The organism is Streptomyces sp. NPDC045968, assembly GCF_056430475.1.
Genome location: NZ_JBWKLF010000004.1, coordinates 261,641 through 285,610, shown reverse-complemented (window position 1 = coordinate 285,610; position 23,970 = coordinate 261,641). Strand labels below are relative to the sequence as shown.

The 23,970-nt window shown below is 71.1% G+C and carries 25 protein-coding genes; 12 read left to right on the top strand and 13 right to left on the bottom strand.

Translation table 11 applies throughout. The features are described from left to right. Positions 1–267: 267 nt before the first annotated feature. Positions 268–540 (top strand): hypothetical protein, encoded by a 273-nt coding sequence (locus AC07FA_RS14165; protein WP_479075540.1) that lies wholly within the window; start codon positions 268–270, stop codon positions 538–540. Between the two features lie 24 nt (positions 541–564). Here AC07FA_RS14165 and AC07FA_RS14160 read toward each other — a convergent pair whose 3' ends face one another. Continuing rightward, entirely contained in the window at positions 565–1,299 is a 735-nt protein-coding gene (locus AC07FA_RS14160) for a ferritin-like fold-containing protein (protein WP_479075539.1), read from the bottom strand. A 448-nt stretch (positions 1,300–1,747) separates the two neighbouring features. Between AC07FA_RS14160 and AC07FA_RS14155 the strand changes: the two genes are divergently transcribed. Next, complete coding sequence (locus AC07FA_RS14155) at positions 1,748–3,781, top strand: DEAD/DEAH box helicase (RefSeq protein WP_479075538.1); 2,034 nt, start codon at positions 1,748–1,750, stop codon at positions 3,779–3,781. Positions 3,782–3,887: 106 nt separating this feature from the next. Further along, a complete protein-coding gene (locus tag AC07FA_RS14150; RefSeq protein ID WP_479075537.1) occupies positions 3,888–4,736 on the top strand; it encodes an alpha/beta fold hydrolase in 849 nt (282 codons plus the stop codon). A 69-nt stretch (positions 4,737–4,805) separates the two neighbouring features. Here the strand turns inward: AC07FA_RS14150 and AC07FA_RS14145 are convergent, their stop codons facing one another. Beyond that, complete coding sequence (locus AC07FA_RS14145) at positions 4,806–5,717, bottom strand: NYN domain-containing protein (RefSeq protein WP_479075536.1); 912 nt, start codon at positions 5,715–5,717, stop codon at positions 4,806–4,808. A gap of 211 nt (positions 5,718–5,928) precedes the next feature. Here AC07FA_RS14145 and AC07FA_RS14140 point away from each other — a divergent pair, with 211 nt between their 5' ends. Further along, positions 5,929–6,081, top strand: coding sequence for a hypothetical protein (locus AC07FA_RS14140; protein ID WP_479075534.1), 153 nt, complete (start codon positions 5,929–5,931; stop codon positions 6,079–6,081). 80 nt (positions 6,082–6,161) lie between these two features. Here the strand turns inward: AC07FA_RS14140 and AC07FA_RS14135 are convergent, their stop codons facing one another. The 3 genes from AC07FA_RS14135 to AC07FA_RS14125 form a co-directional block, all read right to left on the bottom strand. Then, positions 6,162–6,767 carry a MarC family protein gene (locus tag AC07FA_RS14135; RefSeq protein WP_479075532.1) on the bottom strand — a complete coding sequence of 202 codons (606 nt, stop codon included), beginning with the start codon at positions 6,765–6,767 and terminating at the stop codon, positions 6,162–6,164. Positions 6,768–6,917: 150 nt separating this feature from the next. Continuing rightward, positions 6,918–7,784 carry a PHP domain-containing protein gene (locus AC07FA_RS14130; RefSeq protein WP_479075531.1) on the bottom strand — a complete coding sequence of 289 codons (867 nt, stop codon included), beginning with the start codon at positions 7,782–7,784 and terminating at the stop codon, positions 6,918–6,920. A gap of 88 nt (positions 7,785–7,872) precedes the next feature. Then, entirely contained in the window at positions 7,873–8,517 is a 645-nt protein-coding gene (locus AC07FA_RS14125; RefSeq protein WP_479075529.1) for a DUF6758 family protein, read from the bottom strand. Positions 8,518–8,673: 156 nt separating this feature from the next. On the opposite strand from AC07FA_RS14125, the gene AC07FA_RS14120 reads away from it, so the two are divergent. Next, positions 8,674–9,906, top strand: coding sequence for an MFS transporter (locus AC07FA_RS14120; RefSeq protein ID WP_479075528.1), 1,233 nt, complete (start codon positions 8,674–8,676; stop codon positions 9,904–9,906). 75 nt (positions 9,907–9,981) lie between these two features. Here the strand turns inward: AC07FA_RS14120 and AC07FA_RS14115 are convergent, their stop codons facing one another. Beyond that, a complete protein-coding gene (locus AC07FA_RS14115) occupies positions 9,982–10,566 on the bottom strand; it encodes a suppressor of fused domain protein (RefSeq protein WP_479075526.1) in 585 nt (194 codons plus the stop codon). 410 nt (positions 10,567–10,976) lie between these two features. Here AC07FA_RS14115 and AC07FA_RS14110 point away from each other — a divergent pair, with 410 nt between their 5' ends. Together AC07FA_RS14110 and AC07FA_RS14105 are read left to right on the top strand one after the other, a co-directional pair. Continuing rightward, on the top strand, positions 10,977–12,092 hold the full coding sequence (locus AC07FA_RS14110; RefSeq protein ID WP_479075525.1) for a magnesium and cobalt transport protein CorA: 1,116 nt from the start codon (positions 10,977–10,979) through the stop codon (positions 12,090–12,092). Between the two features lie 13 nt (positions 12,093–12,105). Next, positions 12,106–12,627 carry a hypothetical protein gene (locus AC07FA_RS14105; protein WP_479075524.1) on the top strand — a complete coding sequence of 174 codons (522 nt, stop codon included), beginning with the start codon at positions 12,106–12,108 and terminating at the stop codon, positions 12,625–12,627. Positions 12,628–12,654: 27 nt separating this feature from the next. Here AC07FA_RS14105 and AC07FA_RS14100 read toward each other — a convergent pair whose 3' ends face one another. Next, complete coding sequence (locus AC07FA_RS14100) at positions 12,655–13,419, bottom strand: hypothetical protein (RefSeq protein WP_479075523.1); 765 nt, start codon at positions 13,417–13,419, stop codon at positions 12,655–12,657. Between the two features lie 177 nt (positions 13,420–13,596). On the opposite strand from AC07FA_RS14100, the gene AC07FA_RS14095 reads away from it, so the two are divergent. The 3 genes from AC07FA_RS14095 to AC07FA_RS14085 are packed head-to-tail and all read left to right on the top strand — an operon-like array spanning position 13,597 to position 16,598. Beyond that, positions 13,597–14,871, top strand: a complete 1,275-nt coding sequence (locus AC07FA_RS14095) for a magnesium transporter MgtE N-terminal domain-containing protein (protein WP_479075522.1) — start codon at positions 13,597–13,599, stop codon at positions 14,869–14,871. Beyond that, positions 14,861–15,421: a DUF1003 domain-containing protein gene (locus AC07FA_RS14090; protein WP_479075521.1), complete on the top strand. Its 561-nt coding sequence runs from the start codon at positions 14,861–14,863 to the stop codon at positions 15,419–15,421. Before AC07FA_RS14095 ends, AC07FA_RS14090 begins: the two co-directional genes overlap by 11 nt. A gap of 43 nt (positions 15,422–15,464) precedes the next feature. Continuing rightward, on the top strand, positions 15,465–16,598 hold the full coding sequence (locus AC07FA_RS14085; RefSeq protein ID WP_328905687.1) for an Mrp/NBP35 family ATP-binding protein: 1,134 nt from the start codon (positions 15,465–15,467) through the stop codon (positions 16,596–16,598). A 103-nt stretch (positions 16,599–16,701) separates the two neighbouring features. Here the strand turns inward: AC07FA_RS14085 and AC07FA_RS14080 are convergent, their stop codons facing one another. The 5 genes from AC07FA_RS14080 to sigE form a co-directional block, all read right to left on the bottom strand. Then, on the bottom strand, positions 16,702–17,361 hold the full coding sequence (locus AC07FA_RS14080; RefSeq protein ID WP_479075520.1) for a hypothetical protein: 660 nt from the start codon (positions 17,359–17,361) through the stop codon (positions 16,702–16,704). Positions 17,362–17,487: 126 nt separating this feature from the next. Then, positions 17,488–17,952, bottom strand: a complete 465-nt coding sequence (locus AC07FA_RS14075) for a sec-independent translocase (RefSeq protein ID WP_479075518.1) — start codon at positions 17,950–17,952, stop codon at positions 17,488–17,490. Positions 17,953–18,087: 135 nt separating this feature from the next. Beyond that, complete coding sequence (locus tag AC07FA_RS14070; RefSeq protein WP_479075516.1) at positions 18,088–19,857, bottom strand: S1C family serine protease; 1,770 nt, start codon at positions 19,855–19,857, stop codon at positions 18,088–18,090. A gap of 90 nt (positions 19,858–19,947) precedes the next feature. Next, complete coding sequence (locus tag AC07FA_RS14065; RefSeq protein ID WP_479075515.1) at positions 19,948–20,940, bottom strand: anti-sigma factor family protein; 993 nt, start codon at positions 20,938–20,940, stop codon at positions 19,948–19,950. Next, the gene (sigE, locus tag AC07FA_RS14060) at positions 20,937–21,698 is read right to left on the bottom strand and encodes an RNA polymerase sigma factor SigE (RefSeq protein WP_479075513.1); all 762 of its coding nucleotides are present in this window, start codon (positions 21,696–21,698) and stop codon (positions 20,937–20,939) included. The genes AC07FA_RS14065 and sigE overlap by 4 nt, the downstream gene beginning before the upstream one ends. Before the next feature lie 178 nt (positions 21,699–21,876). Between sigE and AC07FA_RS14055 the strand changes: the two genes are divergently transcribed. Next, a complete protein-coding gene (locus AC07FA_RS14055) occupies positions 21,877–22,542 on the top strand; it encodes an O-methyltransferase (RefSeq protein WP_479075512.1) in 666 nt (221 codons plus the stop codon). 119 nt (positions 22,543–22,661) lie between these two features. On the opposite strand, the gene AC07FA_RS14050 is transcribed toward AC07FA_RS14055, so the two are convergent. After that, complete coding sequence (locus tag AC07FA_RS14050; RefSeq protein WP_003966491.1) at positions 22,662–22,829, bottom strand: DUF3117 domain-containing protein; 168 nt, start codon at positions 22,827–22,829, stop codon at positions 22,662–22,664. A gap of 316 nt (positions 22,830–23,145) precedes the next feature. On the opposite strand from AC07FA_RS14050, the gene chcB reads away from it, so the two are divergent. Beyond that, positions 23,146–23,958 (top strand): 2-cyclohexenylcarbonyl CoA isomerase, encoded by an 813-nt coding sequence (chcB, locus tag AC07FA_RS14045; protein WP_479075511.1) that lies wholly within the window; start codon positions 23,146–23,148, stop codon positions 23,956–23,958. Positions 23,959–23,970 lie beyond the last annotated feature (12 nt).

Here is a 23,970-nt window from a genome sequence, read left to right as displayed (position 1 = left end):
CATAGATAGGGGGAAGAAGACCACCCCACACACGGGGGGGGGGGGTTTCGCCCCTCCAGAACCGAACCACAAAAAACACACAGAGCCCCCCGCCCCCCCCCCCCCCCCCCCCTCCTGCGTGTGCCCTGAGGTGCGCGTCACCGGTTGGGCCGTCGCCCGTCCCCCGGAGGTGTCTCCGCGGCCCCCGGGAGGGTTGCGTTCCGATGGCCCCGGGTAAGACGGCCTACGACCGATTTGCCCTCCCCGCAACCCGCGAGGTGATCCTCTGTGATCTGGGAATCCTTCGGCTCCGTCGTGCTCGGACTCGCCCTCTCCTGGGCGGCGCTCCGCTCGCTTCCGGACCGGCTCCCGTCCGTCCGTACGGTCTTCACCACCGGCGCACTGGGTGCCCTGTTCGGCGCGTATCTGACGCACTCGGCGCTGGGGGCGGGGCATCCGCTGGCGACGCTGGCCGGTGCGGTGTTCGTCGGGACGGTGACGCTGTCCCTGCTGCTCCGCCCGCGCAGCCGCCGACTGGCCCGTTCGGCGGCGGTCCAGTAGGGCCGGGCCCCCGGTGCGCGGTGGCTAGGCGGCGAGGCCGAGGGCCGCCATCCGCTTGGTGTGCGCCTCGGTGATCCTGGAGAACATCCGGCCGACCTCGGCCAGATCGAATCCGTCGGCCACCCCGCCCACGAGCATCGTCGACAGCGCGTCACGGTCGGCGACCACCCGCTGGGCCTGCGAGAGCGCCTCGCCCATCAGCCGGCGGGCCCACAGTGCCAGCCGTCCGCCGACCCTGGGGTCGGCCTCGATGGCGGCGCGCACCTTCTCGACCGCGAAGTTCCCGTGTCCCGTGTCGTCGAGCACGGCCAGGACGAGGGAGCGGGTGTCCGTGTCGAGCCGGGCCGCGACCTCCCGGTAGAAGTCACTGGCGATCGAATCGCCCACGTACGCCTTGACCAGGCCCTCCAGCCAGTCCGACGGCGCGGTCTGGCGGTGGAAGTCGTCGAGCGCCTTGGCGAACGGCTCCATGGCCGCCGTGGGCTCCTCGTCGATGGCGGTGAGCCGCTCCGTCAACTGCTCGAAATGATGGAATTCGGCGGAGGCCATCTTCGCCAGTTCCGCCTTGTCACCGAGTGTCGGAGCGAGTTTGGCGTCTTCGGCGAGTCGCTCGAAGGCCGCCAGCTCCCCGTAGGCGAGTGCGCCGAGAAGATCGACGACAGCGGCGCGGTACTGCGGCGCGGCGGACGCGGTGGCCCAGTCCTGGGCGGCGATCCCGGTCAGTGCGGGGGCTTCAGTGGCGTTGTCAGGCGTCTCCATGCAGCGCACAATAGCCGCCCCCGGGAGAGGTGTAAGGGCCCGGTGGGCAGGGAACGTCACACCGTTCCGATGAATTCGCCCAACACACATGCGCGAATCCGGGGTACAGTGGTATTGCGCTTACTGAGCATTTGACTGTGCCCGGAGCGCTTTTGAATGAGGATGCCCGGTCGGTGGCCCGATCGGCTCCGACCCGACAGCCCTCCACGCGAGGCGTACGACACGTACGACCGCAGATGAGGGGCCCCCTCAGCGGCACGAGCGCTCGAGCGACGGCAGTGGTCCCGCGCCACCCGGCCCATCCACGGCCGGATGACCAACCCCGGCACGGTACGACCCCCAGCGTTCGCCTCGGACCGCGTCTCACAGAAGAGGCAGCACCCTGACTACGTTCCGCGACCTCGGAATCCTTACCGAGACGGCCGAAGCCCTTGAGGCGGTCGGCATCATGTCCCCCTTCCCCATCCAGGAGATGACGCTCCCCGTAGCGCTCTCCGGCTCCGACGTCATCGGCCAGGCCAAGACCGGCACCGGCAAGACGCTCGGCTTCGGCCTCCCGCTCCTGGAGCGCGTCACCGTCCCCGCCGACGTCGAGGCCGGGCGCGCCGCGCCCGACAAGCTGACCGACGCGCCGCAGGCCCTGATCGTCGTTCCGACCCGCGAGCTGTGCCAGCAGGTCACCAACGACCTGCTGACCGCCGGCAAGGTCCGTAACGTGCGCGTGCTCGCGATCTACGGCGGCCGTGCGTACGAGCCGCAGGTCGAGGCCCTCAAGAAGGGCGTCGATGTGATCGTCGGCACCCCGGGGCGTCTCCTCGACCTGGCGGGTCAGCGCAAGCTCGACCTTTCGCACATCCGTGTGCTCGTCCTCGACGAGGCCGACGAGATGCTCGACCTGGGCTTCCTGCCCGACGTCGAGCGCATCATCACGATGCTGCCGCCGAAGCGCCAGACGATGCTGTTCTCGGCGACGATGCCGGGCGCCGTCATCAGCCTCGCGCGGCGCTACATGTCGCAGCCGACGCACATCAACGCCACCTCGCCCGACGACGAGGGCACGACCGTCAAGAACACCGCGCAGTACGTCTACCGCGCGCACAACATGGACAAGCCGGAGCTGCTCTCCCGCATCCTCCAGGCCGACGGCCGCGGGCTCGCGATGGTCTTCTGCCGTACGAAGCGCACGGCCGCCGACATCGCCGAGCAGCTGGAGAAGCGCGGTTTCGCCTCCGGCGCGGTCCACGGCGACCTCGGCCAGGGCGCCCGTGAGCAGGCGCTGCGCGCCTTCCGCAACGGCAAGGTGGACGTGCTCGTCTGCACCGACGTCGCCGCCCGCGGTATCGACGTCGAGGGCGTGACCCACGTCGTCAACTACCAGTCGCCCGAGGACGAGAAGACCTACCTCCACCGCATCGGCCGTACCGGCCGCGCGGGGGCCAAGGGCATCGCGATCACTCTGGTGGACTGGGACGACATCCCGCGCTGGCAGCTGATCAACAAGGCGCTCGACCTGAAGTTCCCGGACCCGGTCGAGACGTACTCCACGTCGCCGCACCTCTACGAGGAGCTCAGCATCCCGGTCGGCACCAAGGGTGTCCTGCCGCGCGCCGACCGGACCCGTGCGGGTCTGCGGGCGGAAGAGGTCGAGGACCTCGGCGAGACCGGCGGCCGCGGCCGCAAGTCCGCCGCGTCGGCCCCGGCGCCCGCCCGTGAGGAGCGCCCGGCCCGTACGCCGCGCCAGCGTCGTCGCACGCGCGGCGGCAGCACCCTGGACGAGGGCGCCGCGACGGTGCCCGCCCCGGCCGCCGAGGCCGTCGTCGAGCCCGCCGCCGTCGAGCCGGCCGACGCCGACCAGTCGGAGCCGCGTACGCCGCGCCGTCGCCGCCGTGCCCGTGTCGGCGCCCCCGAGGCCGTCGCCGAGACCGCGGTCGCCGTGGCCGAGCCGGCGCCGGTCGCCGTCGAGGACGTGGCGGAGCCCGTGGCCGAGGAGAAGCCGCGCCGCCGCCGCGCCCCCCGTGCGACCACCGCCGAGCCGGTGGCCGAGCCCGTGGCACAGACCCCGGCACCCCGGGCGAAGGCCACCCGGAGCAGGGCCAAGGCGGAGGTCGAGGTCGACTTCCAGACCGTCGCCGTCGCGGTCGCCGAGCCGGTCACCAAGCCGCGCCGCCGCGCCCGTGTCATCAAGCCCGCGGTCGACGAGGTGGACTTCCAGATCGCCCCGCCGTCCGAGCCGGTGACGGAGACGCGCCGCCGGACCCGCCCCGCCGCCAAGCCGAAGACGGAAGCGGTGACGGAGGCCGCGGCCGCCGAGGGCGAGACGAAGCCCCGCCGCCGCCGTCCGCGTACCGCGGCCGTGAAGGCGGAGGCCACCGAGGCGCCCGCGCCCGCAGTGGCCGAGGGCGACTCCGAGGCCCCCGCGAAGCCGCGCCGCCGCCGTGCCCGCACGACGGCCAAGGCCGAAGCGGTCACGACCGAGAGCTGATCCCAGCGCACGACACGAGGGGCCGGGCACTCCGCACCACGCGGAGTACCCGGCCCCTCGTGCGTACGCCTCCGGCCGTGCCCCCGGCCGGCGATAGCCTCGTTCCATGAGCCGGCCACCCACCTTCACTCCGCCCCCCTGCGCCCGTGCCCACGCGCTGCGTACCGCGCGCGGGGACTTCGCCGTGCTGGACGCCGTACCGCGTACCGAGGCGCACTCCACCGCGCTCCTGCTGCCCGGGTACACCGGCAGCAAGGAGGACTTCATCGCCCTGCTCGAACCGCTCGCCGACGCCGGCTACCGCGTGGTCTCCGTGGACGGCCGCGGGCAGTACGAGACCCAGGGCACGGACCGTCAGGAGGCTTATGCCCAGGCGGAGTTGGCCCTCGATGTGCTGGCGCAGGCCGAGGCGCTCGGCGCCGCCGGGCACCGCGTCCACCTGCTGGGCCACTCACTGGGCGGCCAGGTCGCCCGTGCCGCCGTGCTGCTGGACGCCTCCCCCTTCCGCTCGCTGACCCTCATGTCGTCCGGGCCCGCCGAGGTGGCCCCCGGTCAGCGGGACAGGATCAAGATGCTCGGCGACGCGCTGCGCACGCTGAGCATGGCCGAGGTGTGGGAGGCCATGCGGGCCCTCGACCCGCCGCAGGACGCCGACACCGGCGACGGCGAGGACCTGCGCCGTCGCTGGCTGCGCCACAGCCCGGCGCAGCTCGTGGCGACCGGTGCGCAGCTCTCGGCCGAGCCGGACCGGGTGGCGGAGCTCGCCGCCCTGGCACTGCCCGTCCACGTGGTCTCCGGCGAGAGCGACGACGTCTGGCCGGTGGAGCGGATCGACGACATGGCCCGGCGGCTGGGCGCCCGTCGCACCACGATCGAGGGCGCCGAGCACTCCCCCAACACGGCACGGCCGCTGGAGACGGCGGCGGCGCTGGTCTCGTTCTGGGACAGCCACTGACCCCGCACCCGCGGCGCGCGGCGGCCGCCTGACGCCCCCGTCACCGGGAACGTCAGGCGGCCGCGCGGCTCAGTACTGCGACTGAAGGTGCTGCCAGAAGCCGTCGCGCAGCGCGCGCCGCAGAGGGGCGTGGCCGCGCAGGGAGTGCTGGAGCAGCCGCTCGGCCTCCACCAGCAGGTCCTGGTCGACGGAGCCCGGCAGGTAGGGATGACCGGGCAGCAGGTCGGCCAGGGACTCACGGCCACGGGCGGAGAGCCAGGTAGCGGCGATCTGCGCGCCCACGAAGCGGACGTTCTCGCGGGAGGGGGCCGGGGTGTCGTCCTCGTACGTGGTGACGGAGCGCCGGGTGACGTAGGGGCGGCAGAAGTCGAGGTCGAAGGTGCGTGTGCTGTCGACCTCCCAGAGCAGCGGCTCCGCCTGGTTGCGCCCCTCCCCCGCCTCGATGCCCCAGAGGTGGACGCGCGCCCCGTACCCCTGCGCCGCCTCGACCGCGGACACCAGGTCCTCGTCCCCTCCGACGAGCGCCGCGTCACTGATGGCACGGTGCCTGGCGAGCGATTCGAGGTCGGTGCGGATGAGTGAATCGACGCCCTTCTGCTGGTTGTTGGCGTTGAGGTTGCCCAGCCTGACCTTGACGTCCGGGAGTTCGGCGATGGACTGCTGCTCGACGGTGTGGATACGGCGCCTGGCCCCGTCGTACCAGTAGACGCGCAGCAGCCTGCTGTCCGCGAAGATCGTCCGCGCCTTGTCGATGAACGCCTCGATCATTCCTTCCGCGTCGAGGTCGAAGTTGCGGCGGTCCTCGGTGCCGGTGACGAGCAGGCCGGCCGCGGCGTACACATAGCCCGCGTCCACGAAGATCGCGTGGGTGGAGGGGGTCTTCGAGACCTCGGCGAGCACCCGCGTGAGCAGCTCGTTGGTGCGGTCCAGGTACTCGCGGATGTCGGCCTGGCTCTCCGTCCCCGCGTCCGCTTCGCTCATGCGGGCCTCGTCGGCTGCGTCCGCGCAGCTGCTACCTGGTAGTTAGACATCCAAAAAATTTCCTTAGCGTAGGGAATGTTTGCAGAGGGCATGCCGTTGTACACCCTGTGGAGCGCGGGACAGCGATGCCTTGCGCTCCTCATCCTTGCGGACGGGTCACCCCGTCCTCCCAGCAGTTCTCCAGCAGGAGGATCAGACGAAGGGAAGCCATATGCGCTTCGAGATCATGCGACTGGACGATGTCGACGGTACCGCCGTGGACAGCACCGTCGTGGACGCCGCCTCCGTCAACCGGATGGTGCAGCAGGCCGCAGCCATAGGCCAGCGCATCTATATCCGGCCGGCCGAAAACTCGGCCTCGTAACGCCTGAGACAGCATTGCGCCGCTAAAGACGAAGCGCCCCCGTACGGAGGAACCGTACGGGGGCGCTGTGGTGTCCGGGGTCAGGCGTTCTGGATGACCTGCGTGACGCCGTTGATGATCTGCTGGACGGCGATGGCCGAGAGCATCATCCCGGCGAGCCTGGTCACCAGCACCACGCCGCCGTCCTTGATGACACGGATGATCAGCAGCGAATAGCGCATCGCCAGCCAGAGCACGACGTGCATGACGAGGATCGCGGTCCAGACCGAGATCTGACCGGCCGCGCCGTCGGCGTTCTGCACCGCCAGGATCACCGAGACGATCGCACCGGGGCCCGCGAGCAGCGGCATGCCCAGCGGTACGAGCGCCACGTTGACGTCCTTGGTCTGCGTGGGCTCGTCCGTCTTGCCGGTGAGCAGGTCGAGCGCGATGAGCAGCAGGAGCAGCCCGCCCGCGATCATCAGCGCGGGGACGGAGACGTGGAGATAGTCGAGGATCTGCTGACCGAGCAGACCGAAGACGGCGATCACGCCGAAGGCGACCGCGACGGCCTGGAACGCCATGCGGCGCTGGACCTTGGCGGGCCGGCCGGCGGTGAGGGCCAGGAAGATGGGGGTGATTCCGGGCGGGTCCATAATCACAAAAAGCGTGAGAAAAAGGGATCCGAAGACAGCGACGTCGAACACAGTGAGCCTTGCGAGTGGGGAGCGGGTCGAACAGGAGGTGCGCGGGCCGGCGGCAGGGGTGACGGCAGCCGTACGCGGCCGTGGCGGCCGGGCGCGCGAAGGTGTGACGGAAAGGTGTGAGGTACGGCGCGGGCGCCGTGTGCGGCGGCCTCAGGCGCGGCGCGGTCCACCGGCGCCCGGCACCGGGAAGGCTCCCGCGGCGCGCCGGGTGATCTCGCCGTAGATCTCGGGGTCGGTGGTGTACTCACCGAGCTGCACGGTCTTGCGGCTGCCGTGGTAGTCGCTGGACCCGGTGGCCAGCAGCCCCAGGTCGCCGGCGAGTCCGCGCAGCCGGGCCCGCGTGGGCGCGTCGTGGTCCATGTGGTCGACCTCGATGCCGTCGAGGCCGGCCGCCGCCAGCAGCGCGATCGACTCCTCGGGCACCACCTCGCCGCGCTTCACGGCGAGCGGATGGGCGAAGACGGTGACGCCGCCCGCGGCCTTGACCAGCCGGATCGCGTCGAAGGGGTCGAGTTCGTGCTTCTCGGCGTACGCGCGTCCGCCGTTCGCGAGCCATTCGGGCGTGAAGGCGTCGGAGACGGTCTCGACGACGCCGAGGTCGACGAGCGCGGTGGCGATGTGCGGGCGGCCGACCGAGCCGTCCCCCGCGATCGCCGCGACCTGCTCCCAGGTGACCGGGACACCCAGCTCCTGGAGCCTGCGCACCATGGCCTGCGCGCGCGGCACCCGGTCGTCCCGCACCAGCTCGCGCTCGCGGGCCAGTTCGGGCTCGTGGGGATCGAAGAGGTACGCCAGCATGTGCAGGCTCACCCCGTCGATGCGGCAGGAGAGCTCGGCACCGGTGACGAGGGTGAGACCGTCGGGCAGGGCCGCGACCGCTTCGGCGTGGCCCGCGACGGTGTCGTGGTCGGTGAGCGCGACGACGTCGAGACCCGCGGCGGCGGCGTTGGCCACCAGCTCGGCGGGGGTGTCCGTGCCGTCCGACGCGGTGGAGTGGGTGTGCAGGTCGATGCGCACGACGCGTACTCCAGTGCTCGCGGCCGGACAGGGGGACGCTCAAGGATAACCGGCGCGCGCACTGCCCCCGGTCGGCCGTGGGGGCCCGTCAGGGAGGAGTGAGCAGCCGCGGCGTGAGCGCGCCGCACGGCACGAGATCCACTTCCGACCCGGCGTCGCGCAGATCCGTCAGCACCAGCTCGTCGTACATCAGGAGCCCGGACTGTTCCGGCCAGATGATCGCCCAGAGCCACAGCCCGCGCGCCTCGCCCGCGAAGACGGCCCGGTCGTCCGGGGCCCCCTTGACGTGCCAGAGCGGTGTCGGGCGCCCGGCGGCGAGCACCTTGACCTCGGGCGCCCCGTTGACGCACAGCTGCGGGCCGGGGTCGGGGCCGTCCAGGCCCGCGTACCGCGCGCCCATTCCGACACCGAGCTCCTCGGCGACGAGCAGGAGTTCACCGAAGCCGCCGAGCGGGCCGGGTCCCGAACAGGCGACGGCGGTGGCGCGGCCGCCACTGCGGTCGTCCCCCGCGGAGGCCACGCCCGTGAACAGCCAGCCGACCGGCAGCGGCCAGGGCATCCACACCGGCACCTGGGCGCGGTGCACCACGACGCCGAGCGACTCGACGCTCGGCGGGATCACCGGCTGCATCGGGTGCACCTGGCCGTGCGCGGGGCACTGCCAGGAATCGGCGAAGAGACCGGGCGCCCTGACCCGGCCACCGCACTTCGGGCAACTGGGTTCGCCCCTCATAGCCTCCAACGGTCCTCCCCGCCGGTCGCCGCGTCAAGGACGATCACCCGTCCGCAGCGTGGCTCCAACCAGGGGAAATAGATGTAGCTTGCATTTATTAGATTGCCTAACTTATTCTCTGTATAAGACATCGACCTAGTGGAGAGCGAGAGAGCCATGCGGGGAGAGGACCCCTTCGACGAAGGGGCGACAAGCATCCTGCGGCAGCCGAAGGCCGTCTGGGCCACGGCGGGCGCGTCCGTCGTCGCGTTCATGGGAATCGGCCTGGTGGACCCGATTCTGCCGTCCATCGCCAAGGGCCTGGAGGCGACACCCAGTCAGGTGTCCCTGCTCTTCACCTCGTACTTCCTGATCACCGCCGTCGCGATGCTCGTCACCGGATTCGTCTCCAGCCGCATCGGCGGCCGCAGGACACTCCTGGCCGGCCTCGCGCTCGTCGTCGTCTTCGCCGCGCTCTCCGGCACGTCGTCCTCCGTCGCCGAACTGGTCGGCTTCCGGGCCGGCTGGGGTCTGGGCAACGCCCTGTTCGTCTCGACCGCGCTGGCCGTGATCGTCGGCGCGGCGGCCGGAGGCAGCGCCGCCGCGATCCTGCTGTACGAGTCCGCGCTCGGCCTCGGCATGGCGTGCGGCCCGCTGCTCGGCGCCCTCCTGGGCGACGCGAGCTGGCGCTACCCGTTCTTCGGCACGGCCGCGCTGATGGCCATCGGCTTCGTCTGCATCACGGCCTTCCTCAAGGAACAGCCCAGGCCCGCCCGTAAGACCTCACTGCTGGACCCGGTCAGGGCGCTCGGCCACGGCGGCCTCGCCTCCGTCGCCGCCTCCGCGTTCTTCTACAACTACGCGTTCTTCACGATCCTGGCGTTCACACCGTTCGTGCTGAACATGACCCCGTACAAGTCGGGCGCGGTCTTCTTCGCCTGGGGGCTACTGCTCGCGGTGTTCTCGGTGCTCGTCGCCCCGCGTCTGCAGAAGCGCTTCGGCTCGCTGAAGGTCGTCGGCGGATCACTGGTGCTGCTCGCCGCCGACCTGGTGGTCCTCGGGTACGGCGGTCACACCACCGCCATCGTCTGCACGATCGTCTCCGGCGCCTTCATCGGCATGAACAACACCGTGTACACCGAGCTGGCCCTCGGCGTGTCGGACGCGCCGCGCCCGGTGGCGAGCGCCGGGTACAACTTCGTCCGCTGGTTCGCCGCGGCGGCCGCTCCCTACCTCGCCCCGAAGATCGAGGAGTGGAGCGACATCCACATCCCGTTCGTCGTCGCCGCGGCCGCCGCGCTGGCCGGCGCCGTCGTCGTATGGGTCCGGCGTACGGCCCTGACCCAGGAGGCGCGGGAGCTGGAGCCGAGGCACGCCACCGAGGACGGCGTGACGGTCTTCGCCAACTGACCGTCGCAGTCACCCCGTTGCCCCCCTGTCCGCGGCTCCCCCTCCTGGCCGCGGGCAGGGCCTGTGCCGTTCGTCTCAGTCGAGCGTCACGGACGTACGCAGCGGATCGCGCAGGTCCGTGCCGTGCGACAGCCACCGTTCCTGAAGCTCCTGCGCACCCCTGACCCGCTTCCAGGCGGCCTCGTTGTGCGTCATCGGCAGGAGCGGCAGGAAGTGCACGGGGTCCATCGGGGCGTCCAGCTCCAGGTCCTCGACGAGTCCGCCGGGCTCGGCGACCAGGACGGAGCTGAAGGGCGCCCCCGGCCACAGCGGCTGCCCCACGTCGAGGGAGGCCCCGGGCGCCACGATCAGCCCCTCGACCTGCGGGGACGCGGCCAGCACGGCCAGCGGGCGCAGCACCTGGTCGGTGTCGGCGACCCCCACCCGCACCGACAGGATCAGCTCGGCGCGCGGCCCCTTCACCGGGTCGGCGAGGGGTGAGGTGGGGTCGGCCATCGGCTGACCGGACATGCCGAGCGTGGCGTAGCGCACCACGTCACCGTCGATGAAGCGGAGCACCTCGATACGGTCCGTACCGAGGAAGGTCACGTCGGCGCGTGCGTCCGGTTCGCCCAGGGCCGTACGGAGCCGGGCCTCGACCAACGCGAGAATTTCTTCCATGACGCGAGCATAGGACGCGTCAGGAACGGGCAAAGAAAGGGATTGACCCCGAGTCGGCTGGTAGCCTGGCCGCCAGCCGGGACAGCACGCAGAAGCGTTGCTCTCTCAGTCCCGGCACACGTCGTCCCTCACGGGGGACCGGCCGGAGGAGGTGGGGACTGCCATGGATCCAAGTCGACCGTGCAGTACCAGCCGCTCTTCCGCCCGACGCCTTCCCTCTGTCGCCTGAAGCCTTCACGGTCAAGGCCCACGGCAGTTCGCGCGACGGAAGAGCCCCTCGTTTTTGCCTGTCTGTAGCGAACGCCGTCATCGCGCTGCCGCGGTGCCGCCCGCTTTGCGGACGTAGTGACACGTCCCCATTCCGGGCTGTTCCACGTGCCCGCCGACGGCCCTCCGTGAAGGAGCCAGCCATGTCGATGATCCGTGACCTGCGCGCCGCCGTGCGCCCGTCCCTGCGCAAGAGCAACGCCCCCTACAACAGCTACGACACGACCCGCGACCCGTCCGCCTCCAGCGCGGTCGTCGACTGTGCGGTCTACCGCGACGGACGGCGCCAGGAGGCGGCCGGCTGCCAGACCCCGCACGAGGCGATGCTCCGGGTGCGGGAGGACGGCGGCTTCGCGTGGATCGGCCTGCACGAGCCGACGGAGGAGGAATTCGCCGGTATCGCCCGGGAGTTCGGACTCCACCCGCTGGCCGTCGAGGACGCGGTCCACGCCCACCAGCGGCCCAAGCTGGAGCGGTACGACGACACGCTGTTCACCGTCTTCAAGACCATCCACTACGTGGAGCACACCGAGTTGACCGCGACCAGCGAGGTCGTCGAGACCGGCGAGGTCATGTGCTTCACCGGCCGGGACTTCGTCATCACCGTCCGGCACGGCGGCCAGGGTTCGCTGCGCGCGCTGCGCCACCGCCTCCAGGACGATCCCGAGCTGCTGTCCAAGGGCCCGTCCGCCGTGCTGCACTCCATCGCCGACCACGTCGTGGACGGGTACATCGCGGTGGCGGAGGCGGTGCAGGACGACATCGACGAGGTGGAGATCGGCGTCTTCTCCACCCCGGCGAAGGGAAGTCCGCGCGGTTCCGACGCGGGCCGGATCTACCAGCTCAAGCGTGAGGTGCTGGAGTTCAAGCGGGCCGTGTCCCCGCTCCTGCGCCCGATGCAGCTGCTGAGCGAGCGGCCCATGCGGCTGATCGACCCGGACATCCAGAAGTACTTCCGCGATGTGGCCGACCACCTGGCCCGGGTGCAGGAAGAGGTGATCGGCTTCGACGAACTGCTGAACTCGATCCTTCAGGCCAACCTCGCGCAGGCGACCGTCACGCAGAACGAGGACATGCGCAAGATCACGTCCTGGGCGGCCATCATCGCCGTACCGACGATGATCTGCGGGGTCTACGGCATGAACTTCGATCACATGCCGGAGCTCCAGTGGACGTACGGCTACCCCATGGTGATGGGCATCATCGGCGTGGTCTGCTTCTCCATCCACCGCACCCTCAAGCGCAACGGCTGGCTCTAATAGAGTGCGCGCCATGACTGCTGCTGCTGACGTGCTGCTGGGCCGGGCCCTCGTCGAGGAGGCCACCAAGAAGTCCGGCCTCATCTGGGTCCGGGGCACCGGCCACGCCCGGGCGCTGTGGCACGTCTGGCACGAGGGCGCCGCCTACCTCGTCGGGGACGGCCCGGGGGAGCAGCCGCTGCCGGCGGGGCTCACCGACGGGGCGGCCGCCGAGGTCACCGTGCGCAGCAAGGACAAGGGCGGCCGGCTCGTCGTCTGGACCGCCGCGGTGACCGAACCGGCGCCACGCTCCGAGGAGTGGGCGGCCGCGGTCGCCGAGCTCAAGGGCAAGCGGCTGAACGCGCCGGACGCCGAGCAGATGACCGAGCGCTGGGCGCGCGAGTGCCGCGTGCTGCGGCTGGCGCCCGGCGAGTCCCGGACGGAGCTGCCCGACTCCTCGCTCGCGGCGGTGCCGCTGCCCACCGGGGCGACGACCCGCCGCCCCGTGCCCGCCGCGCTCCCCCGGCTGCTGCTGAAGCGCCGCAGGAAGAGCTGACGGTCCGCTTCACCGGCTCCCGGGTGGTCAGCCGGAGGACTTGGGGAGCTGGCCTCCGTAGTCGACCGTCTCGTCCTCGGACGGCGGGTTCAGGGTGACGGGCCTGCCCCAGTCGGCGAGCGTGACCGTGCCCCCGCCTCCGCCGCGCGCGACCCGTACCGGGTACGGCGTGCCCTTCAGCGAGACGTCGAGCGCGCCGCCCTCACCCTTCCCGCCCATGATCTGCACCGTGGGGATCCCGGCGACCTGGTCCCGGTCGCCCTTGTTGACCTCGCCGTGCAGAGCGAGCAGGCCGTCGAGCAAGAACTTCTTGTCCGTGAATCCACGCAGCTGCTTGTACGTGGGGTCGCCCTCGGGGACCTTCACGTACTTGCCCTGGAGCTTGTCGGCGGCCGCCTGATCGCCGGCCTCGCCCTTGCCGCTCGTCGCGTCGGGGTTCCAGAAGCCGGCGTCGGCCTTGAGGAAGAGCGCGTCGCCGATGCGCAGCAGCGCGAAGGTGCTCTTCTTCGAGGTGACGGAACCCATGCCGCCCTCCGCGTTGAGCTGCATGTTGAGCCGGTACGTGCCGCCCTTGCTGACCAGGGTGCCCGCGAGCCGGACCGAGTCCGCGGCGTCCGCCGCCGCTCTGGCCTTCTTGTCGATCTCCGCCGCACCGAGTCTTCCGACGCCGTTGGTTCCCTTGTCCGGGTCCTCTCCGGCGCACGCCGTGAGGGCTGCGGTCAGCCCCGCACAGAGCACTACGGCGAGGGCGGTCCGGCGACGGGCACGGACGGCCGGGGCGGAAGAGGTCACGGGCGCACTGCCTCTCATCTGCGTGTCGGGGGTGGCAGACGGCAGCGTACCCGTGCCGACTACGCCTCTTTGCAGAGAGCCGTACGGACGGCCCGCCGGGGCGTCCCGGAGCGGTACCGGCTAGCCTGATCCCGGCATAACGGTGTATTCACGTCACAGTCGGAGGAGGTGCACGGGATGGTGGCAGGCGCTCCCAGGATCTTCGTCTCGCACCTGTCCGGTGTGCCCGTCTTCGACCCGAATGGTGATCAGGTCGGCCGGGTCCGCGATCTGGTGGCGATGCTGCGGGTCGGCGGGCGCCCGCCGCGGTTGCTCGGCATGGTCGTCGAGTTGACGAGCCGGCGGCGGATCTTCCTGCCGATGACCCGCGTGACGGGTGTCGAGTCCGGTCAGGTCATCACCACGGGCGTGGTCAACATGCGGCGCTTCGAACAGCGTCCCACCGAACGTCTGGTCCTCGGCGAGTTCCTCGACCGGCGGGTCCGGCTGGTGGAGACCGGCGAGGAGGTGACCATCCTCGACGTCTCGATCCAGCAGCTCCCGGCCCGCCGCGACTGGGAGATCGACAAGTACTTCGTACGCAAGGGGCGCGGCGGCGCGCTGCGGCGCAAGGGCGAGACCCTGACCGTCGAGTGGTCGGCGGTCAGCGGCTTCTCGCTGGAGGAGCACGGGCAGGGCGCCGAGAGCCTGGTCGCCACGTTCGAACGGCTGCGGCCCACCGACGTGGCCAACGCCCTGCACCATCTCTCGCCCAAGCGCCGTGCCGAGGTCGCCGCCGCTCTCGACGACGACCGGCTCGCGGACGTCCTGGAGGAGCTGCCCGAGGACGACCAGGTGGAGATCCTCGGCAAGCTCAAGGAGGAGCGGGCCGCCGACGTCCTGGAGGCCATGGACCCGGACGACGCCGCCGACCTGCTCTCCGAGCTGCCGGAGGAGGACAAGGAGAGGCTGCTGGCCCTGATGCGCCCGGACGACGCGGCGGACGTGCGGCGCCTCATGGCGTACGAGGAGCGGACGGCGGGCGGTCTGATGACGACCGAGCCGATCGTGCTGCGGCCGGACGCCACGGTCGCGGACGCCCTCGCCCGGGTCAGGCAGTCCGACCTGTCCCCCGCGCTGGCCGCGCAGGTGTACGTCTGCCGTCCGCCGGACGAGACCCCGACGGGCAAGTACCTCGGCACGGTGCACTTCCAGCGGCTGCTGCGCGATCCGCCCTTCACCCTCGTCAGCTCGATCGTCGACAGCGACCTCGTACCGCTCCCCCCGGACACCCCGCTGTCCTCGGTGACCAGCTATCTGGCCGCCTACAACCTGGTCTCCGTGCCGGTCGTGGACGCGAGCGGGTCGCTCCTCGGCGCGGTGACCGTCGACGACGTGCTCGACCACCTGCTGCCGGAGGACTGGCGCGAGACCGACTTCCACGGCGAGGAGGGGATCGCCCGTGGCCGGTGAGGAGCGCCCGAGGGCGGGGTCGACGGGCGCCTCCGGCCTCGTACGTCCGCCGCGGCCCCGGCTCGACCAGCCGAAGGCCCCGCGGCCCCGGCTGCTGCCGGAGTACGACCCCGAGGCGTTCGGCCGGTTCTCGGAGCGGATCGCCCGCTTCCTGGGCACCGGGCGGTTCATCGTCTGGATGACGCTGATCATCATCCTCTGGGTGGTGTGGAACATCTTCGCGCCGAAGGCCCTGCGGTTCGACGAGTACCCGTTCATCTTCCTGACCCTGATGCTCTCGCTCCAGGCCTCGTACGCGGCCCCGCTGATCCTTCTGGCGCAGAACCGGCAGGACGACCGCGACCGGGTCACCCACGAGCAGGACCGCACACAGAACGAGCGCTCCATCGCCGACACCGAGTACCTCACCCGCGAGATCGCCGCACTCCGGATGGGCCTCGGCGAGGTCGCCACACGGGACTGGATCAGGTCGGAGCTGCAGGACATGGTGAAGGACATGGAGGACCGCCAGGTCCTCTCGCAGGCGGAGAGTGACGAAGGCGACCGTTGACGGGTTACCCGGGCGTAGGGGCAGGCGCCGTAACATCGTCGGTATGGCTACGGAAGACGCGGTGCGTGAAGCACTGGCGACAGTGAACGACCCGGAGATCCACCGTCCGATCACCGAACTCGGCATGGTGAAATCCGTCGAGATCGACGCCGACGGTGTAGTCGCTGTCACGGTGTATCTCACGGTCTCCGGCTGTCCGATGCGCGAGACCATCACCAACAACGTGACCGAAGCGGTGGCACGCGTCGAAGGCGTGTCCCGCGTCGAGGTCACGCTCGACGTCATGAGCGACGAACAGCGCAAGGAGCTCGCGAGCTCGCTGCGCGGCGGCACGGCGGAGCGCGAGGTGCCGTTCGCCCAGCCCGGCTCCCTGACGCGGGTCTACGCGGTGGCGTCCGGCAAGGGCGGCGTCGGGAAGTCCTCGGTGACGGTGAACCTGGCGGCGGCGATGGCCGCCGACGGGCTCAAGGTCGGCGTCGTGGACGCGGACATCTACGGGCACAGCGTGCCGCGCATGCTCGGCGCGGACGGGAAGCCCACCCAGGTCGAGAACATGATCATGCCGCCGTCGGCGCACGGCGTGAAGGTCATCTCCATCGGCATGTTCACGCCGGGCAACGCCCCGGTGGTGTGGCGCGGGCCGATGCTCCACCGCGCACTCCAGCAGTTCCTCGCCGATGTGTACTGGGGCGACCTGGACGTCCTGCTGCTCGACCTGCCGCCGGGCACCGGTGACATCGCGATCTCCGTGGCCCAGCTCGTACCGAACGCCGAGATCCTCGTCGTCACGACGCCGCAGCAGGCCGCGGCCGAGGTGGCCGAGCGGGCCGGCTCCATCGCCGTACAGACCCACCAGAAGATCGTCGGTGTCGTCGAGAACATGTCGGGCATGCCGTGCCCGCACTGCGACGAGATGGTCGACGTCTTCGGTTCCGGCGGCGGTCAGCGGGTCGCCGAGGGGCTGACGAAGACCGTCGGCGCCACGGTGCCGGTGCTGGGCTCCATCCCGATCGACGTACGGCTGCGCGAGGGCGGCGACGAGGGCAAGCCCGTCGTCCTGTCCGACCCGGACTCGCCCGCCGGAGCCGCGCTGCGCTCCATCGCGGAGAAGCTGGGAGGCCGTCAGCGCGGCCTGTCCGGCATGTCCTTGGGGATCACCCCGCGCAACAAGTTCTGAGTCCCGGCGCGTCAAGGGGGCGGCTTCCTCGGAGGCCGCCCCCTTGACGTGTCGCCCGTGATTCACGAGGCGACCGTGTTCTACGCGCCGACCGTGCGGGCGGTCAGCTGTACGTCTCGATGTCGGCGACCACCGAGAAGCCCAGCCCGTAGGCGCTCATCCCGCGCCCGTACGCCCCGATGTGGACGCCGTTGTGCGCCGACCCGGCCAGTACCCAGCCGAACTCGGACTCGCGGTAGTGGAACTCCACCGGCACCCCGTCCACCGGGAGCGACAGCGTCGACCAGGGCGCGCTGCCGAGGTCGTCGGCGAGCTCGAAGGCCGTCTCGGTCTGCTGGTCCAGCCAGTCGTCGCGCAGTGTGTGGTCCAGCTGCGGGGGCCAGGTGTACGAGAGCAGGCCCGACCCGGCGAGCCAGGCCGCCGAGGAGACCGTGGTGGCGTCCAGGACGCCCGTACCGTCACCGCTGCGCCGTACCGGGCTGGCGGCCACGGTCACGACGACCGCGAAACGCTCCTTCTCGGTGCCGTTCTCCGACCGGACCGACGGCTCGTCGCCGTGGCCGGTGGAACCGTGCTGGACCGTGCCGTCCGCGGCGGTGCCTACCTGCATCAGCCAGCGCGGGCCCGCGAAGGCCTCGTCCAGTCCGTACCAGGGGAATGGCGCCTGAAGATAGCCGTCGACCGTACGCCGGGCCGCCGGCACCCCCTCTGCGGTGACTGTGCTGGGCGCACCATCCGCCCCTACCCGACTCGTCGTCTCCATCTGCCCGGCCGCCTCCTCGATCTGTCAAAGATCCGGAGCGGCCCGCCCCTTCACGGGGTGGACATCCACGCAACCGGACAGATGGAGAATAGCCATACCGTCCGGACGAGTCGGGATTGGCAGCTGTCAGGTGGCGTCGGCGTCGAACGGCGGACGCTCGTCCTTGGCCGGCTGCGCGGGCTTCTTCAGCAGGTCGGGGGGTGTCGCCGAGTCGGTTGCGGCCTTCGCCGATCCGTTCACGGAACCGGTGGACGACACGCTCTCGCGGCCGTTCACCGCGTCGGTGACCTCGGCCATCTCCTTGCGCAGGTCGAAGCTCTCGCGGATCTCCTTCAGCCCCAGCTCGTCGTCACCGTCCATGAGCTGCTTACGGACGAACGTCTTGGGGTTGAGGTCCTCGAACTCGAAGTCCTTGAACTGCGGGCCGAGCTCGGACCGGATGTCTTCCTTCGCGCTGTCCGAGAACTCACGGATCTTGCGGATGGTGCGGGTGACGTCCTGGATGACCTTCGGCAGCTTCTCGGGACCGAAGACCAGCACGGCGAGAACCACGAGCGTCAGCAGCTCGAGTGCGCCTATGTCATTGAACACCTTGTTGCTCCTCGTGTTCTCCGCGTGTTCTCCGCCACCAGGTCGAATGAGGCCCGGACGAGGGTGTGTCCGGCGGACACACCCTCGCTCCAAGGTACCCGTCGAAGCTGTCCAGGCGGTACCTTCCGGTGGCCGTTACGTGCCGCTTGCCGAGCCGAGTGTCACCGTCAGGGACAGGTCTGCGCCACCACGGGTCACCTTGAGGCCGAGGCGGTCCCCGGGGCGGTGGGCGCGGATCTTGACGATGAGTTCCTCGCCGCTGTGCACCCGCGCGCCGTCCACCTCGGTGATGATGTCGCCCGGCCTGATACCCGCCTTGGCCCCGGGTCCGCCCGACGTGACGGCGGAGCCGCCGTCGGCGCCCTTCGTCCCGACCTTGGCGCCGTCTCCTGCGTACTTCATGTCCAGCGTGACGCCGATCACCGGATGCGTGGCCCTGCCGGTGTTGATCAGTTCCTCCGCGACCCGCTTGCCCTGGTTGATCGGTATCGCGAAACCGAGACCGATGGAGCCGGACTGGCCGCCGTCCAGGCCGCCGGCGCTGTCGGCCGCGCGGATGGCGCTGTTGATGCCGATGACGTGCGCATCGGAGTCGACGAGCGGGCCCCCGGAGTTGCCGGGGTTGATCGGGGCGTCGGTCTGGAGCGCGTCGACGTAACTGACGTCGGTGCCGTCGCCCTTCTCGCCGCCCGCGGTGATGGGCCGCTCCTTGGCGCTGATGATGCCGGAGGTGACCGTGTTGGACAGGTCGAAGGGGGCGCCGATGGCCACCACCGGGTCGCCGACCCGGACGTTGTCGGAGTTGCCGAGCGGCAGCGGCTTGAGCCCGGAGACTCCTCTGACCTTGACGACGGCCAGGTCGTAGCCGCTGTCCTTGCCGACGATCTCGGCGCTCGCCGTCTCCCCGCCGCTGAACGTCACCGTGATGTCGCCGCTGGAGCCCGCGGGGGCGACGACGTGGTTGTTGGTGAGGATGTGTCCGTTGTCGTCGAGGACGAAGCCCGTGCCCGTGCCCGACTCGCCGGAGCCACTGACGTGGAGGGTGACCACGCTGGGCAGGGCGCTGGCGGCGATTCCGGCGACGCTGTCGGGGGCCCGGCCACCGCTGTCCCGTGCGGCCTGCGGAAGTTCGACGGTGGTCAGACCGCCGTTGCGCTCGACATAGGCACCGATGCCGCCGCCGATACCGCCGGCGAGCAGGGCGAGCAGCACGGCCCCGACGAGGACGGAGCCACGACGGCGTCTCCTGCGCCCCGCGCCGGGGCCGAGGGGAGGACCGGCAGCGCTCAGCGGCTGGCGGGGCACGCCCCACGGGTCGTACTGGAGCCACTGCGAGGTCGTGGGCGGCTGCGGATGCGGCCCTTGGAGCTGCTGGGTGCCGGGCTGCGGAGGCTGCTGGGTGCCGGGCTGCGGGAGGCCGGGCTGCTGTGCGTGGGTCTGCGGGTGCGGGTGCGCCGGCGCGTAGGCGGGAGCGGGGTCGGTGGCGATCCCGTGGCCGTTCGTCCCCGCGTAGGCCGGCGGTACGGGGGTGCCGTGGGCCGGAGTCGGTACGGGGCGCTGCACGGGCGGCGCGGGTGCCCAGGGGCCGGGCCCGCCGTAGGGCGGGGTGCTGTACTCGTCCGGCGCGTGCAGCGGCTGCGCGCGGGCGGCGGGCACGAGCGGTTCCCCGGCGGGCGGCTCGGCAGGTACGACGGGTATCCGCCCGGTCGATTCCTGGTCCGCCCCGGCACGGGCGGGCGCGGGCTCCGGGACCACCGCTTCGGCGGGCGATGCCTCGACGGGGCCCATGGCTCCCATCGTGTCCTCGGCGGGAATCGCGTCCTCCGGCTCACTCCGGCCGGTGCGCCCCGTCGTGGGGCGGCTCCACCACTTCGCCTTCGGCCCGGTGGGCTTCCCGTCGTCCATGTTCTCCCCGCCACTTGCCTCTGCACGTCCCCACAGGGGCGTCCCTCCCGGAATTCAACCAGGTTTGCGAATCTCCGCGCAGGGTCCCCGTCAGCGCCGGGGGTGAAGGGGCAGTGCGTGATCGGTGGGGGAAGGGAAGGCGGAGGCCGTCGCGGCGGGCCCGGGCGGTTCCGGAGCGGCCGTGGCGCCGGCCGCCGGGGTGAGCAGCGGGCTGATGCCCAGAGGGCGTATCAGCGGGGGCAGGGACACGTTCAGCACGGGGAGCGCGAACGAGTGCCCGGCGACCTGCGAGGCGCTGAGCAGGGACGGAGCCGGGGCGAACGACGGTGGTGCGACCGGGGGCGGCGGCGTGGAGGCCGACGGGTACGACGTGGCCGAGCGGTCGGCGCTCAGGGCGAGCGCACCGCCTCCGCCGGCGCGGCGGCTGACGGTCTCGTTGCCCCCCTCGGCCCGGGCTTCGGTGTCGAGCGGGGTGACATTGCGGCCGGCGCCCTCGGCGCGGAACGGGGACTCGGACGTGGAGTCGAGCGGAAGCGTGCCGCCCAGGGCGATGGCGGCGAGCGAGACGGCACTGGCCGCGGCGAACGCGAACCTGCGTCCCCGCCACGGCGAACGGTCGGCTTCCCGGCTCACCTCGTGTATCCGGAAGGACGAGCCGGACGCGCCACCGGGCAGGACGGCTGTGGAGCCGTGCACGGCGGGGAGGTAGCCGAAACCGCCGAGCGGCCCGGGGCCGGACGGGAGGTCGGTGCGTCTGCCCGGGGGCCGCATCACCGGGAAGAGCTCCTCGGCGAAGCGACCGCTGCCGCCGCCGAACGGTCCGCCGGGGCCGGCGTCGCCGCCAGGACCGCCGGGAAGACCCTGCAGGCGGGCAAGGAAGCCTTCGGAGGGCGAAGGAGGGGCCGAGTGTGCGAAGACGTTCTTGAGACGCCGCTGGGCGTCGGCCTCGGCCTTGCACTTGGGACAGGTCGCCAAGTGGGCCAGGACCCGCTCACGGGCGTCGTGTTTCAGCTCACCGTCGACAAGCGCGGCGAGCCGGTCCCCCAGATGCTGCTCCGCGGGGGTCGGTCCTGTGCCACTCACGCCGGTCCTACCTCCCCTGCCAGGACCGCGTCCGCCAGCGAGCGCTGCTCGGCGCGGGCCTCGGGCGAACGGTGCTTGAGTGCCTTGCGCAGATGCGAGCGGCCGCGGTGGATGCGGCTGCGGACGGTGCCGAGCTTCACGCCGAGTGTCGCGGCGATCTCCTCGTACGAGAGTCCCTCGATGTCGCAGAGCACGACCGCCGCACGGAATTCGGGCGCGAGCGTGTCCAGCGCCTGCTGGACGTCCGCGTCGAAGTGCGTGTCGTTGAAGACCTGCTGCGGCGACGGCTCACGGCTCGGCAGCCGCTCGGCCGCGTCGTCGCCGAGGGAGTCGAAGCGGATCCGCTGCTTGCGGCGGACCATGTCCAGGAAGAGATTGGTCGTGATGCGGTGCAGCCAGCCCTCGAAGGTGCCGGGCGTGTACGTCGAGAGCGACCTGAAGACACGGACGAAGACCTCCTGGGTGAGGTCCTCGGCATCGTGCTGGTTGCCCGTCAGCCGGTAGGCAAGGCGGTACACGCGACCGCTGTGCGTGCTGACGATCTCTTCCCATGAGGGCGGGGTCCACGCCTGGGATTCCGCATCCGAGGCGAACGTCGCGGTGGGTGCGGAAGCGTTGGAAGAACGGTCAGCAATGTCGGTCACGGATTTCGGCTCACCCGCCGACCCGAGGAAGCGCCTCAGCACCCCTCTCCGGTCCACAGGCGCAGCCGCACCTCCCCTATCGGCTCTGGTGGTGTCCAGTGGAGCCCCTACCATAGCCACCTCGCCCGTTAGCTCCGGATAAGCCTTTTTCCTGCTGAGGGCGGGGCCTGACCGGCCCTGTGGCGCACGATTCCGGGCCCGCTTCGCAGGTCCGGTCCGGGCGCTTTCCCCTCTCCTCGTATAACGCCCGGTCCCATCTGCGGGTTCCCGGGTTCAGCGGATACAGTCACCGTTGCGCCAACTACGGGGACAGGAGAGGGTCATTACCGCCAACCGGCAGACGAGCTGGGCGTTCGCCGACGCCTTTGTCGCCGAGGACGAAGCTCTGCGCTGGGCCCGGGAACGGGCCCGCGAGACAGGGCTCCGCTCGGTGTCCCCGGGCACCGGCGCCGCGCTGCGCCTGCTCGCTGCCACCGCGGACGCCAAAGCGGTGGCCGAGATCGGCACCGGCACCGGCGTGTCCGGCATCTATCTGCTGCACGGGATGCGGCCGGACGGCGTACTGACCACGGTCGACCCGGAGCCGGAGCGCCAGCAGTTCGCCCGCCAGGCGTTCCGGGCGGCCGGCTTCGCCACGAACCGCTCCCGTTTCATCCCGGGGCGCGCCCTGGACGTGCTGCCGCGCCTCGCGGACGGAGGGTACGACCTCGTTTTCTGCGACGGCGACCGGCTGGAGAGCCTCGACTGCCTCGCTGAATCGTTGCGCCTGCTGCGACCGGGCGGTCTGGTCTGCTTCGAGGGCGTCTTCGCGGACGGCCGCACGGTCGATTCCGCGGCCCAGCCCGCCGAGGTGCTGCGGCTGCGTGAGCTGCTGCGTGCCGTCCGGGAGAGTCAGGAGCTGATGGCGACGCTGCTGCCGGTGGGCGACGGACTGCTCTGCGCGGTCCGTCGCGGCTGAGCGCCCCGGCGGTACCGCACGCCCCGGTGGCCGCCCCTCTTTCGTACGGTCTTCTCAACACGACTGCCCCGGCACGGAGTCCGTGCCGGGGCAGTCGCGAAGTGATAGGCGCCTCTGCGTCAGCCGACGACCTTCTTGAGGGCATCGCCGAGTGCATCGGCTTCGTCCGGCGTCAGCTCGACGACAAGCCGACCGCCGCCTTCGAGCGGAACGCGCATGACGATGCCCCGCCCCTCCTTTGTCACCTCGAGCGGGCCGTCGCCCGTCCGCGGCTTCATGGCCGCCATGCTCGTTCCCCTTCCTGAAACCAGCTCATCGCAACCGGCGGCCCCATGACAGGCGCTGCCTCACCGGCATCGAACACACATTGCTTCTTGGCCATTATCCCGCATCAAAGACCCCGATGACCAACATCGGTCGGCATCGCTTGCACAACGCGCTCTCTCAAAACCACCCAATTCGGCGATCCGGCTGCGATACTGCGCCGCCTTCGGGCCCCAGGTGAGAGCCAATCGTTAGACGCAGGTCACATGCGTGCGCGCGGGGAAGTCGGCCATGCTTGCCTGGACAGGCACAATCCCGGAGCCGTAAGGGGACATCAGAATGGCCGACACCATGGCGGACACCGTGCTCACGGACGTGAGCGACGGACTCGCGACGATCACCATCAACCGTCCCGACGCGATGAACGCCATGAACACCGAGGCCAAGGTCGCACTGCGGGACGCGCTGCGGGACGCGGCGGCCGACAGCGCGGTACGGGCGGTTCTGCTCACCGCGACCGGGCGCGCCTTCTGCGTCGGCCAGGACCTCAAGGAGCACGTCGCCAAGCTCGCCGAGGCCGAGGGGCCGGACGGCGGGAACGCGCTGAGCACCGTGCGGGAGCACTACAACCCCATCGTCCGGGCGCTCACCGAGATGGAGAAGCCCGTGGTCGCCGGGGTCAACGGGGTCGCGGCCGGGGCGGGCTTCGGATTCGCACTCGCCGCCGACTACCGGGTGGTGGCGGACACGGCGGCGTTCAACACGTCCTTCGCGGGTGTCGCGCTCACCGCCGACTCCGGCGTCTCCTGGACGCTGCCCCGGCTGATCGGCCAGAGCCGCGCCGCCGACCTGCTCTTCTTCCCGCGCTCGGTCTCCGCGCAGGAGGCCTACGACCTCGGCATCGCGAACAAGGTCGTGCCCGCGGCCGATCTGGCGAAGGAGGCCGCGGCGGTGGCCCGCGCCCTGGCGGACGGCCCGACGGTGGCGTACGCCTCGCTCAAGGCGTCCATGGCCTTCGGCGCGGCTCACACGCTCGCCCAGACGCTGGAGAAGGAGGACGAACTCCAGACCCTGGCGGGCGCGTCGCAGGACCACACGATCGCGGTGCGGGCCTTCCTGGCCAAGGAGCGTCCGAAGTACCTGGGCCGCTAGGGCCGGTCCGGC

Coding starts and splice junctions, on each gene's coding strand:
- AC07FA_RS14160 (WP_479075539.1), bottom strand. CDS start 1,299: ATGGAGACGCCTGACAACGCCACTGAAGCCCCCGCACTGACCGGGATC.
- AC07FA_RS14155 (WP_479075538.1), top strand. CDS start 1,748: ATGTCCCCCTTCCCCATCCAGGAGATGACGCTCCCCGTAGCGCTCTCC.
- AC07FA_RS14150 (WP_479075537.1), top strand. CDS start 3,888: ATGAGCCGGCCACCCACCTTCACTCCGCCCCCCTGCGCCCGTGCCCAC.
- AC07FA_RS14145 (WP_479075536.1), bottom strand. CDS start 5,717: ATGAGCGAAGCGGACGCGGGGACGGAGAGCCAGGCCGACATCCGCGAG.
- AC07FA_RS14140 (WP_479075534.1), top strand. CDS start 5,929: ATGCGCTTCGAGATCATGCGACTGGACGATGTCGACGGTACCGCCGTG.
- AC07FA_RS14125 (WP_479075529.1), bottom strand. CDS start 8,517: ATGAGGGGCGAACCCAGTTGCCCGAAGTGCGGTGGCCGGGTCAGGGCG.
- AC07FA_RS14120 (WP_479075528.1), top strand. CDS start 8,674: ATGCGGGGAGAGGACCCCTTCGACGAAGGGGCGACAAGCATCCTGCGG.
- AC07FA_RS14115 (WP_479075526.1), bottom strand. CDS start 10,566: ATGGAAGAAATTCTCGCGTTGGTCGAGGCCCGGCTCCGTACGGCCCTG.
- AC07FA_RS14110 (WP_479075525.1), top strand. CDS start 10,977: ATGTCGATGATCCGTGACCTGCGCGCCGCCGTGCGCCCGTCCCTGCGC.
- AC07FA_RS14105 (WP_479075524.1), top strand. CDS start 12,106: ATGACTGCTGCTGCTGACGTGCTGCTGGGCCGGGCCCTCGTCGAGGAG.
- AC07FA_RS14095 (WP_479075522.1), top strand. CDS start 13,597: ATGGTGGCAGGCGCTCCCAGGATCTTCGTCTCGCACCTGTCCGGTGTG.
- AC07FA_RS14085 (WP_328905687.1), top strand. CDS start 15,465: ATGGCTACGGAAGACGCGGTGCGTGAAGCACTGGCGACAGTGAACGAC.
- AC07FA_RS14080 (WP_479075520.1), bottom strand. CDS start 17,361: ATGGAGACGACGAGTCGGGTAGGGGCGGATGGTGCGCCCAGCACAGTC.
- AC07FA_RS14070 (WP_479075516.1), bottom strand. CDS start 19,857: ATGGACGACGGGAAGCCCACCGGGCCGAAGGCGAAGTGGTGGAGCCGC.
- sigE (WP_479075513.1), bottom strand. CDS start 21,698: ATGGTAGGGGCTCCACTGGACACCACCAGAGCCGATAGGGGAGGTGCG.
- AC07FA_RS14050 (WP_003966491.1), bottom strand. CDS start 22,829: ATGGCGGCCATGAAGCCGCGGACGGGCGACGGCCCGCTCGAGGTGACA.
- chcB (WP_479075511.1), top strand. CDS start 23,146: ATGGCCGACACCATGGCGGACACCGTGCTCACGGACGTGAGCGACGGA.